The organism is Rothia sp. HMSC061E04, from assembly GCF_001813685.1.
In the GTDB taxonomy this organism is placed as follows: Bacteria; Actinomycetota; Actinomycetes; order Actinomycetales; family Micrococcaceae; genus Rothia; species Rothia mucilaginosa.
Genome location: NZ_KV813703.1, coordinates 179,940 through 190,854, shown reverse-complemented (window position 1 = coordinate 190,854; position 10,915 = coordinate 179,940). Strand labels below are relative to the sequence as shown.

At 62.0% G+C, this 10,915-nt stretch carries 8 protein-coding genes; all 8 read right to left on the bottom strand.

Going from position 1 to position 10,915, the window contains the following annotated elements; translation table 11 throughout:
* Positions 1–504 precede the first annotated feature (504 nt).
* Entirely contained in the window at positions 505–2,010 is a 1,506-nt protein-coding gene (gene gatB, locus HMPREF2927_RS05930) for an Asp-tRNA(Asn)/Glu-tRNA(Gln) amidotransferase subunit GatB (RefSeq protein ID WP_070686403.1), read from the bottom strand.
* The gene (gene gatA, locus HMPREF2927_RS05925; protein ID WP_049338850.1) at positions 2,010–3,614 is read right to left on the bottom strand and encodes an Asp-tRNA(Asn)/Glu-tRNA(Gln) amidotransferase subunit GatA; all 1,605 of its coding nucleotides are present in this window, start codon (positions 3,612–3,614) and stop codon (positions 2,010–2,012) included. The genes gatB and gatA overlap by 1 nt, the downstream gene beginning before the upstream one ends.
* Before the next feature lie 15 nt (positions 3,615–3,629).
* The gene (gene gatC / locus HMPREF2927_RS05920; RefSeq protein ID WP_005507016.1) at positions 3,630–3,926 is read right to left on the bottom strand and encodes an Asp-tRNA(Asn)/Glu-tRNA(Gln) amidotransferase subunit GatC; all 297 of its coding nucleotides are present in this window, start codon (positions 3,924–3,926) and stop codon (positions 3,630–3,632) included.
* Between the two features lie 215 nt (positions 3,927–4,141).
* The gene (locus HMPREF2927_RS05915; RefSeq protein ID WP_070686401.1) at positions 4,142–4,891 is read right to left on the bottom strand and encodes a transglycosylase family protein; all 750 of its coding nucleotides are present in this window, start codon (positions 4,889–4,891) and stop codon (positions 4,142–4,144) included.
* Positions 4,892–5,587: 696 nt separating this feature from the next.
* Positions 5,588–7,819, bottom strand: a complete 2,232-nt coding sequence (ligA, locus tag HMPREF2927_RS05910) for an NAD-dependent DNA ligase LigA (RefSeq protein WP_070686400.1) — start codon at positions 7,817–7,819, stop codon at positions 5,588–5,590.
* Between the two features lie 211 nt (positions 7,820–8,030).
* On the bottom strand, positions 8,031–8,924 hold the full coding sequence (locus tag HMPREF2927_RS05905) for a PP2C family protein-serine/threonine phosphatase (RefSeq protein ID WP_070686398.1): 894 nt from the start codon (positions 8,922–8,924) through the stop codon (positions 8,031–8,033).
* Positions 8,921–10,072 carry an adenylate/guanylate cyclase domain-containing protein gene (locus HMPREF2927_RS05900; RefSeq protein ID WP_070686396.1) on the bottom strand — a complete coding sequence of 384 codons (1,152 nt, stop codon included), beginning with the start codon at positions 10,070–10,072 and terminating at the stop codon, positions 8,921–8,923. The genes HMPREF2927_RS05905 and HMPREF2927_RS05900 overlap by 4 nt, the downstream gene beginning before the upstream one ends.
* Before the next feature lie 324 nt (positions 10,073–10,396).
* Positions 10,397–10,885 carry a YdbT family protein gene (locus HMPREF2927_RS05895; RefSeq protein WP_070686394.1) on the bottom strand — a complete coding sequence of 163 codons (489 nt, stop codon included), beginning with the start codon at positions 10,883–10,885 and terminating at the stop codon, positions 10,397–10,399.
* Between the last annotated feature and the right edge of the window lie 30 nt (positions 10,886–10,915).

Genomic DNA, 10,915 nt, shown 5'->3' with positions numbered 1-10,915 from the left:
ATTCCTGATGAGCAACCTCGGCATTACTGAGTAGCTGGTCTCTTAAATGGAACGCTCCGTCTGTATCTAAGTGATACGGACGGAGCGGTCTTCGTTTATGTAGGTTGCTCTGCTCGAGGGTACGGCGTTCGTCCTCGTTCCTACAGGGGCACCCGCCCTCGCTTCGCTTCGGGCACCCTGATGTCACTACGGACGACACCGCCCCTCCACGCGACGCGCCAAGCTTAGCCGGAGCGCAGGGTAGCTATACCCTCCGGAAGCGACATCAGGGTACCCTCTCGGGTGCTCTCCGCAGCGAAGCAAGGAGAGAGCGGAGCACCCGAGAGGGTGGGTTCCCCTGCAGGAGCGGAGGAAGGGTATAGCGCACCCACCCGCCCTGTAGGAACGAGAACGATAACCGCCTTTCCAAGCGGAACCATGCGGGACTAGAGAGCACAAAAGAGGCGCCGCCTCCCACCTCGGGAGACAGCGCCTCTTTCGTTAGAGCCGGGTCAGCGGAAAAGCTTAGCCTTCCACGCCGCACTCAGCCAGAATCAGCTCACGCACGCGGGCAGCATCAGCCTGACCGCGGGTAGCCTTCATGACCTGACCGACGATAGCACCAGCAGCCTGAACCTTACCGGCACGGATCTTGTCGGCAACGTCGGGCATTGCTGCCAGGGCTTCCTGAACAGCTGCGGTGAGCGCACCGTCGTCAGAGACCACAGCGAGGCCGCGTGCCTCAACGATTTCGGCGGGGGTGCCTTCACCGGCGAGGACGAACTCAAGCACCTGGCGGGCGATCTTGTCGTTGATCTTGCCTTCGGAGATGAGCGCTTCGAGGGCGACCACGGTTGCGGGCTCCACGCCGAGGGCGGTGAGCTCAACTTCAGCCTGCTTTGCGCGGCGGGCGATTTCGCCCATCCACCACTTGCGGGCTGCTGCTGCGGTTGCGCCTGCGGCGACGGTCTCTTCGATAACGTCGAGTGCGCCAGCGTTGACTACGTCGCGGAACTCTTCGTCAGAGTAGCCCCACTCGCCCTTGAGGCGGCGGCGGCGCTCTGCCGGGGGTTCGGGCAGTTCGGCGCGCAGACGCTCAATCCACTCGCTGTTGGTGACGACCGGTACGAGGTCCGGTTCGGGGAAGTAACGGTAGTCGTCGGCGTCGGACTTGGGGCGACCCGAGGAGGTTTCGCGGGTGTCTTCGTGCCAGTGGCGGGTCTCCTGGGTGACCTTCTCGCCGCGTTCGAGGATCGCTGAGTGGCGGCGAATCTCGTAGCGGACGGCTCGCTCGACGGAACGGAGGGAGTTCACGTTCTTGGTTTCGGAGCGGGTGCCGAACTTCTCTGCGCCCTTGGGCATGAGGGAGACGTTGGCGTCGCATCGGACGTTACCGCGTTCCATGCGGGCGTCGGAGATGCCGAGGGAGCGTACGATGTCGCGGATTGCGGCAACGTAGGCGCGTGCCAGTTCGGGTGCGCGCTCGCCGGCACCGACGATGGGTCGGGTGACGATCTCGATCAGGGGCACGCCTGCGCGGTTGTAGTCGACCAGGGAGGAGGTTGCGCCCTGGATTCGGCCGTCTGCGCCGCCGACGTGGGTGAGCTTGCCTGCGTCTTCTTCCATGTGGGCGCGCTCGATTTCGACGGTGAAGATGGTGCCGTCTTCGAGTTCTACGTCCAGGGAGCCGTTTTCCGCGATGGGGCCGCCAGCCTGGGAGGTCTGGAAGTTCTTCGGGGAGTCCGGGTAGAAGTAGTTCTTGCGGGCGAAGTAGGACTTGTCTGCGATGTCGCAGCCCAGTGCCAGGCCGAGCTTGATGGCGGACTCAACAGCGGTCTTGTTCACCATGGGCAGCGCACCGGGCAGGCCGAGCGATACGGGGGTGACGTTGGTGTTGGGTTCGTCGCCGAACTCGTTGGGTGCGGAGTCGAACATCTTGGTCTTGGTGTTCAGTTCGACGTGCACCTCGAAGCCGAGGACCGGGTCGTACTTTTCGATGGCTTCTTCGAAGCTGAGGACTTCTTCACTCATTACTTGGTTCCCCCAAAGTCAAAGTCGCGGATCAGAGTTTCGGTGTCGGGCAGGCTCTTGTAGAGCGGTGCGCCCCATTTTGCGGTGAGCAGTTCTTCCAGTGCTGCGCCGACGCGGTACAGGCGTGCGTCTTCGCGTGCGGGTGCGGTGAACTGGATGCCGACGGGCAGGTTGTTCTCTTCGGAGAGGCCGCCGGGCAGGGAGAGCGCCGGGACGCCTGCCAGGTTGACGGGCACGGTTGCGACGTCGCCCAGGTACATTGCCATGGGGTCGCCTTCGGTCTTCTCGCCGAGCTTGAATGCGGTGGAGGGCGCGGTCGGGGAGATGAGTACGTCGCACTTTTCGAATGCTGCCGCGTAGTCGCGCTGGATGAGGGTGCGTACGCGCAGTGCGGCGCCGTAGTAGGCGTCGAAGTTACCTGCGGACAGTGCGTAGGTGCCGAGGATGATGCGGCGCTTGACCTCGTGGCCGAAACCTGCGGAGCGGGTTGCGGACATGACGCGTTCGATGGTGACGGGGCCGTCTTCGGGTACGACGCGCAGGCCGTAGCGGACGCCGTCGTAGCGTGCCAGGTTGGAGGACACCTCGGAGGACATGATCATGTAGTAGGCGCTGATGGCTTCGGTGACGGAGGGCAGGGAGACCTCGATGATTTCTGCACCTGCGGCACGCAGCTCTTCGACGGATTCGCGGAAGCGTGCGAGGACGCCTGCTTCGAAGCCTTCGCCGTCGCCGCCGCCGAGTTCCTTGATGACGCCGATGCGCAGGCCGGACAGGTCGCCCTTGCGTGCGGCTTCTGCGCCTGCCTTGGCTTCTTCAACGAAGTTGCCGGGTTCATCGGGTAGGGAGGTTGCGTCGAGCGGATCGTGGCCTGCGATGGCTTCATGGAGCAGCGCGGTGTCCAGGACGGTGCGTGCGACGGGGCCTACCTGGTCGAGGGAGGATGCCATGGCGATGACGCCGTAACGGGAGACGGAGCCGTAGGTGGGCTTGACGCCGACGCTACCGGTCAGCGCTGCGGGCTGGCGGATGGAGCCGCCGGTGTCGGTGCCGAGCGCCAGGGGTGCCTGGAAGGCGGTGACGGCTGCTGCGGAGCCGCCGCCGGAGCCGCCGGGTGCGCGGTCGAGTGCCCAGGGGTTGCGTACTACGCCGAATGCGGAGTGCTCGTTGGAGGAACCCATTGCGAATTCGTCGAGGTTGGTCTTGCCGAGGATGGGCATGCGTGCTTCGCGGACCTTGCGGGTGACGGTGCCGTCGTAGGGGCTCATCCAGCCTTCGAGCATGCGCGATGCTGCGGTGGTGGGCTGGCCCTTGGTGACGATGAGGTCCTTGACGGCGATGGGTACGCCTGCGAGCGGGGGCAGTTCCTTGCCTGCTGCGCGGTCTGCGTCCACTGCTGCTGCGGTGGCGAGTGCTTCTTCGGCGTTGATGTGCAGGAAGGCGTTGAGGCCGTTCTTGCCGTCTGCTCGGTTGTCGCTCAGGGGTGCGCCGTCGGTGGCTGCGATGCGGTCCAGGTGTGCCTGGGTGAGCTCGACGGAGGTGATTTCGCCGGATGCGAGCTTTTCTGCTGCTTCTGCGGCGGTGAGCTGGATCAGTTCGTTCACTTGGTTGTTCTCCTCTTAGTCTTCGTCGAGGATTGCCGGCACGCGGAACTTGCCGTCCTGTGCGTCGGGGGCGCCGGAGAGCGCCTCTTCCTGGGTGAGGGTGGTGACGGGTACGTCTTCGCGGAAGACGTTCTCGAGGGGGATGGGGTGGCTGGTCGCGGGGATGTCGGCAGTTGCTTTCTGCGACATGGTCTCAACGGATGCGACGATGACGTCCAGCTCAGACGCCATCGCGGTGAGTTCTTCATCGGTCATCTCAATGAGTGCCAGCGATGCCAGGTGCTTTACCTGTTCAAAGGTGATGGCAGACATGGTTCTCCCGTAGTTTGTTTTCTTGTCTCTTCTCTAGTGTAGTGGAGGTTGCGTTTTCCGTCTCATTGGGGGTTGGAGGGTTTACCTGCTGGTTTGCGTGGTCAGGCGGTGTTCTCCTCCCCTGTTTTCGGGTTAAATGCTCAATGCCCCGCTCCTCGTGTGAGGTGCGGGGCGTTGGGCTACAACGTGTCCACGTTACGCTTGGGGGTTAATCCTTAGGCGGGGATGGTCAGAACCTGGCCGGGGAAGATCAGGTCAACGTTGTAGATGATGTCGGTGTTCGCAGCTGCGATTGCCTGGTAGCCGCCTGCAACGCCGAGCTTTGCAGCGATCAGCGAGAGGGAGTCACCGGGAACCACGGTGTAGGTGCCTGCTGCAGCCTTGGGAGCTGCTGCTACGGGAGCCTCAACTGCCGGTGCCGCTGCGGGAGCTGCGGGAGCCTCAACTGCGGGTGCAGCGGGTGCTACCGGTGCAGCGGGAGCTGCGGGTGCCTCAACTGCTGCGGGTGCAGCCTGAGCTGCAGGAGCTGCGGGTGCAGCCTGTGCCGCGGGAGCGGTGTAGGTCTGCTGGGTCTGCGACTGTGCAGCCACGGTGGTGGTGGGCTCGGTGTAGGTGGGAGCTGCGCCGGTCTTGCCGTAGAGGCCAAGCTTAGCGGAGCATGCGGGCCATGCGCCCCAGCCCTGGATAGCGAGCAGACGCTCGCCAGCCTCGATCTGCTGTGCACGGGTAGCGGTCGCGGGGGAGCCGGACATGCCGACGCCGTTCCAGGACTGCTGGGTGAACTGCAGACCGCCGTAGAAGCCGTTACCGGTGTTGATGGACCAGTTGCCACCGGACTCGCACTGTGCCAGTGCGTCCCAGGTAGCACCGTCTACTGCGTTTGCAGCGGGCATCGACATGGTAGCTGCTACAGCGCCACCGATGGCGAGAGCTGCTGCGGTACGACGAATGGAAGTGTTCTTCATAATGCTCCTTGGGGCCGTCCCCGCTCGTTCCGTCCCCGGAACTCTAGCGCGCCGCCGCTCACCCTTTGATAACGAAGTAGGTTACTCATATTCTGGCTCTACCATGTGAGCGGCTCTCCACCGATTTCATGTCACCGTGAGCGATTCTGCACTTATGTGCGGAATCCGGGTGGCACTTCCTCGATGGGGACGTGCGGTAGAACCGGGCATCGTTTCAAGCATTCCAAGCTTGAAACCACACAGGTGATTCTCTTGCGAGAATCCATCTGGTCTCAAAGATAGCCGAGGTTTTTTATGATTCCAACCCGATTTCAAGTTCACAGCGAACGTCCCGGGTTCTCCCAGGGTTCTTCCAGGTTAAAAGTGCAGGAAACATTATTTAAGACCTTGAGCCCCGCGCGCCTTAGGGTTTTCGCCCCTGAATTTCGGGGTTTTCTAGGGATTTAACCCGGATGCGCTCCCCCGCCAAGTTTTCCGATTCGGGGTTGATGGGCACCACCTTTAAGGGTTTTGAACGGCGTGTAAATATTTTTTAAATATTTCTTCGCTTTGGGAGTGTTTTAAGGCGCTTCCGCCTTAAAAGCTGTGGTAATTACAAATGCCAGAAATTGGCATTCAGGCTCTGGAGCACGCACTCCAGAGCCTGAATGCTCTATATATTGCAGGGGTCAGATTCAGATGACCCCGCTACCGGGTCTACTCGGCGGTAGCCTCAACAGCCTCCAGGCCGCCCTCGAGCAGGGCGGTGAAGCCCTCCTCATCCAGCACCTTCAGTCCCAGCTGCTGAGCCTTATCCAGCTTCGAGCCGGCGTTCGCGCCCGCAACCACAAAGTGGGTCCTCTTAGACACCGAACCGGATGCCTTACCGCCGCGAGAAATAATGGCTTCCTTCGCACCGTCACGGGTGTAACCGTTCAGCGTGCCGGTCACGACCACGGTCAAGCCCTCCAGGGTGCGTTCCACGGACTCGTCACGGGTATCTTCCATGCGCACACCGGCGGCAGCCCAGGAGTCCACCACCTCGGCGTGCCAGTCCTCAGCGAACCACTCAATAATCGAGTCGGCAATCGTGGTGCCCACACCGTCCACAGCGGCAAGGCGTTCACGGTCAGCCTCGCGGATCGCCTGCATCGAACCGAACTCCGCGGCGAGCGCGCGGGCAGCGGTCGGGCCCACGTGGCGAATCGAGAGGGCAACCAGCACGCGCCACAGCGGCTGTTGCTTTGCCTTCTCCAGCTCGGCGAAGAGGTTCAGCGTATTCTTCGTGGGCTTCGGCTCGGGGCGTGCCTTGGTCGGCTTGGTGTAGAAGTAGGGCACGCGCTCCATCTTTCCGGTGCCCACGCCCTTGACCTTCTTCTCACGTTCGATGGTGACCTCGCGCAGGTCCTCAATGTTGAGGCTGAACAGGTGCGCCTCGGTCGTTAGCGGAGGAGTATCCGGGGTTGCGGGGCTGGTGAGTGCCTTTGCTGCTTCGAAGCCGAGCGCCTCAATGTCGAAGGCGCCGCGGCTTGCCGCATAGTACACGCGCTCGGTCAGCTGCGCGGGGCAGGAACGGGGGTTCGTGCAGCGCAGGTCCACGTCGCCTTCCTTGCCGGGGGCAAGGGGCGAACCGCAGGAGGGGCATTCACTGGGCATGACGAACTCGCGTTCGGTGCCGTCACGGAGGGCAACCACGGGGGCGACGATCTCGGGAATCACGTCGCCTGCCTTGCGCAGCACCACGGTGTCACCGATGAGCACACCCTTAGCCTTGACCACGTCCTGGTTGTGCAGGGTGGCGCGTTCGACGGTCGAGCCGGAGACGAACACGGGCTCCATGACGCCGTAGGGGGTCACGCGGCCGGTGCGTCCCACGTCCACGCGGATGTCCAGCAGCTTGGTGTGCACCTCTTCGGGCGGGTACTTGTACGCCACCGCCCAGCGCGGCACACGGGAGGTGTAGCCCAGCTGAGCCTGGGTCGCGAAGTCGTTGACCTTAATGACGATGCCGTCGATTTCGTGCACCAGGGAGTGGCGCTGCTCGCCGTACTTATTAATGAAGTCGAACACCGCCTCGGTGTTAGCGGCGATTTCACTGTAGGGGCTCACGGGCAGGCCCCAGGAGGCGAGCAGATCGTAGGTCTCGTACTGGGTGGCAATATCCAGGCCGGTGCGCGAACCGATGCCGTGCACGTACATGCTCAGCGGGCGCGAAGCGGTAATCGCCGCATCCTTCTGGCGTAGCGAGCCTGCCGCGGCGTTACGCGGGTTAGCGAAGGGGTTCTTGCCGGCGGCAATCATGGACTCGTTGAGCTTCTCAAAATCGGCGGAGGAGATGAACACTTCGCCGCGGATTTCAATCTCTTCGGGGTGGTTCTTGCCGCTCAACTGCTGCGGGATGCTCGCGATGGTGCGCACGTTGTGGGTGACGTCTTCGCCGGTGGTGCCGTCGCCGCGGGTTGCCGCACGCACGAGGGTGCCGTTGCGGTAGAGCAGGTTCACCGCCAGGCCGTCGATCTTCAGCTCGGTCAGCCACTGCGGTGCGCTACCGGTGAGGTTCCGGGCGCTCTCCTCGGTCTTGGTCAGCCAGGCGCGCAGCTCTTCGAAGGAGAAGACGTCCTCGAGGGAGTACATGCGCTGCAGGTGGGTGACGGGTGCGAAGGCCTCGATGGCTTCGCCGCCGACTTCCTGGGTGGGCGAGTCGTTGGTGATGATGAGCGGGTGCTCCGCCTCAATAATTTCGAGGCGGCGGTAGAGCTTATCGTACTCGGCATCGGAGAGGAAGGGTGCGTCCTCGTTGTAGTAGGCGCGGCGGGCGGCACGAATCTTATCGGTCAGTTCCGCGTACTCGGCACGCAGGGCCTCGGTAATCTCCACGGAGTTTTCTGCGGGGCTCGCTGCTCGAGTCTCGGCGGGGGCAGTCTGCTGGGTGGTGTTGTTCTCAGTCACCCGTCCAGTCTAGCGTTTTTGCTCCGCCTCTCCCCTATCGCTCGTCATATTGGCGGGTTCCGCGAGCGCGAACGATGAGGCAAGAGCGCCGTAGCCACTTACCGAGTCACGCTTCCTTAGTTTCTGTGCGCGGATGCAGTTCACCCCCGCCTCCTGCAGGCGCTCAATCAAGCGCCCGAAGAAAACGGGGATGAATCATAAGGTATGAAGTTTAGGCTTCGACAGCGTCGGCAACAATCACGGTAATGTTGTCGCGGCCGCCGGAACGCAGCGCCTCGTGCTGGAGCACGTCAGCGGCATCCTGCGGGTGGCGGATCGAGGTGAGTACGCGCGCCATGTATTCGTGCGAAAGCTCACCGGAAAGACCATCGGAGCAGAGCATCAGGCGGTCACCGGCGCGGGCGGGCAGAACCCAGAAGTCCGGTTCCCAGTAGTTGCCGGTACCCAGCGCGCGGGTAATCACGTTGCGGCGCGGGTGGGTCAGCGCTTCCAGGGCGGTAATCTGACCCTCGTCGACCAGGTACTGCACCTCGGAGTGGTCAGTGGTGACCTGCTCCAGCGAGGCGGAACCCTCGGAACCGGGTAGCTTCTCCATGGCGGAGTGGTGAATACCATCGTCCTCACGCAACAGGCGGTAGGTTCGGGAGTCACCCACGTTGAAGATAACCCACAGGTTGCGGTCGCCAATACGGGTCAGCCATGCACCGGTCAGGGTCGTACCGCCGGAGCGGGAAAGCGCCTGCTTAATTTCTTCGTTGGTTTCGCCAATGATGTCGTGCAGGCGGTTGAGGGTGCCCACAATTTCGTTGTTGAGCAGGGTGTTCGCGCGGCGGCGGCGCTTGGTGGGGTCTTCCTCGTCAATAGCGGCGAGGCGCTCAGCATATGTCTGCTGTTCCTCTTCGCTACGGCCACCGGGCATGGTGAAGAAGGGCGAGTAGGCGAGCTGACGCACGCACAGGCGCGAAGCAACCTCGCCCGCCTCGTGGCCTCCCATACCGTCCGCGACCACGCAAAGAGAACCTGCGACGACCATCGAATCTTCGTTGTTTTCTCGATGTGCGCCGCGGTGCGTTGCACCACCGGTACGTAGTTTCAGTTCAGTCATGAGAGGTCTATCTCCATTGTGTAGTTCACGCGACGAGTCACCGCCACGGGGTCTACGTTACCAAAGCTTCTAACATTTCGCGTTCCCTGAGAGGTGAGATTGTAGCGATTTCCCACCTGTCGGAGCGTGTTTGCTGTCTCATTATCGGTCAGCACAGTACCCGGTTCAGCCAGGGAAACCAGGCGAGCAGCCAGGTTCACGCTGGAGCCGTACACATCACCGCGGTTAGCCAGGACCTCGCCCCAGATGAAGGCGACGCGGGAGTCCGGCAGCTGCGGGTCGGCACCAATCTTTTCGGAGAGCTGCAGGCTGATTTCTGCGATAGCGTCCGGGGTTTCGGTGAGGAAGAAAACTTCGTCACCGAGAGTCTTAATAATGCGACCACCCAGGGGTGCGATAACGTCCAGGCAGCTCTGCTCAAAGTGGTTGATGAGCTGAGAAAGAGCCGCTGCGTCTAGGTTACGTACCAGAGAGGTGTACGAGACCAGATCCACGAATCCCACGCCGCGCACCAGGGGCAGGCGGGAAAGGCCGGAGGTGGTCACATTGTTCTCACGCAATCCCAGGCGCAGGATTCCGGCGTACATCTGACGACGGTATGCGTATAGCGCCAGACGCTCGAGAACCTCGAGGTAGCGCGGGAAGTTTTTGAGGAGCTTGCGGCGGGCATCATTATCGCTGAGGTTTTCGGTGACCATGATGTTGTGCACGAGCGCCTCAATCTGCCAGGCGACGGTGCGGTCGGTCAGCTGACCTTCGGCGCGCACGAGGGATGCCACATATTCCATGCGGATGTCGCCTTCTGCGTCCAACTTCTGTAGGTCGGCGAGCATCTGCACGTCTGTTTCGGTGAAGTATGGCGAGTGGTTGGGAATAGTCGGGAAGCCCATGTTGTGCCAGATGCGCTGGGCGGTTTCGAAGGGAAGTCCGGCGCATTCTGCGGCTTCTACGGGGGTGTAGCGGCGCCCCTGTCCCAGGAGCGACTTTTCGAGGGCTCGGATTCCTGCTTTGGATTCCTCGTCGCGGTAGATATTGTTCTGCGCGAGATTCTGCAGGATTTTGAGGTTGAGCATTTGGGTTTCGGGGCCCATGGTGGCGCCGGTGCCCTGCGGAGAGTGCGCAGGTTCATGGTGGTCTGCCGTGCTCATTGCCGCTGCCGCTCCTTTCATCTCTGCCGGAAAATACTGTCTGGTTTACACCGTGGTGGCACGAGGTTACGAGGTGCCTCGTTACGCTCTGTGGGTTTTGCATTGCGTCACTGCGATGATGCTCACCGTGTAGCGCCTTGTTAATATACCCCTCCGCTGTGGTGTTTGGGTCGCAAAAGCGCCCGCACCCTAGGATAGTTTAGTGGAGTAATTCACATTTAAGAATACTCTAATCCGCATTTTTTCGGCAGATTTGGCGGCTGATTTAGGCTCTGAGCCAACCCGACAGCTCCCGCCCGAGTCGGCGACGGGAGCGAAGAAGCTCTAAATATAGCGAGAGCGCAGGGCGTAGTAGTCGCGTCGGGCGGCTTTAATTTCTTTTTCAAAACGCTTCGGGTCGGGCACGTAGGTCAGGCGGTGATGCACGCCGCGGCACACTACGTACACCGAACCGTAGCCTAGCCAGGCTCCCGGGCCGCGCTGTTTTACCCAAAGCTCCCCCATGGAATCCAGGTAGAGGGATTCGTCTCCGGTTCGGGTCATCACACCGCGGCGAACCACGAGCCGGTGGGTGGTCAGCAGGTAGTAGGTGGTTACCCAACGCCAGGCGGTGCGCACAGCACCGAGCAGGGTACCTACCGCGCAGATCATGCCGAGAGTCCACAGAATCGGTGAGGACCGTGCCGTGGAGGCGAAGGTTGATGCGGCAATCGCAACCAGCAGATAGGCAAGCGTGGGCAGCAGGGCACCGTAGTGCTGTCGGGTCGCAATGATGACATGCTCACCGGGGTTAAGTTTTCCGCGCAAACGCATGGTGGTCCTTAGCTGTGCTGGTTGTTATAT

Bases quoted from the DNA above. Each gene is read 5' to 3' on its own strand.
- gatB (WP_070686403.1), bottom strand. From the start codon at position 2,010: ATGAGTGAAGAAGTCCTCAGCTTCGAAGAAGCCATCGAAAAGTACGAC.
- gatC (WP_005507016.1), bottom strand. From the start codon at position 3,926: ATGTCTGCCATCACCTTTGAACAGGTAAAGCACCTGGCATCGCTGGCA.
- HMPREF2927_RS05915 (WP_070686401.1), bottom strand. From the start codon at position 4,891: ATGAAGAACACTTCCATTCGTCGTACCGCAGCAGCTCTCGCCATCGGT.
- HMPREF2927_RS05905 (WP_070686398.1), bottom strand. From the start codon at position 8,924: ATGACTGAACTGAAACTACGTACCGGTGGTGCAACGCACCGCGGCGCA.
- HMPREF2927_RS05900 (WP_070686396.1), bottom strand. From the start codon at position 10,072: ATGAGCACGGCAGACCACCATGAACCTGCGCACTCTCCGCAGGGCACC.
- HMPREF2927_RS05895 (WP_070686394.1), bottom strand. From the start codon at position 10,885: ATGCGTTTGCGCGGAAAACTTAACCCCGGTGAGCATGTCATCATTGCG.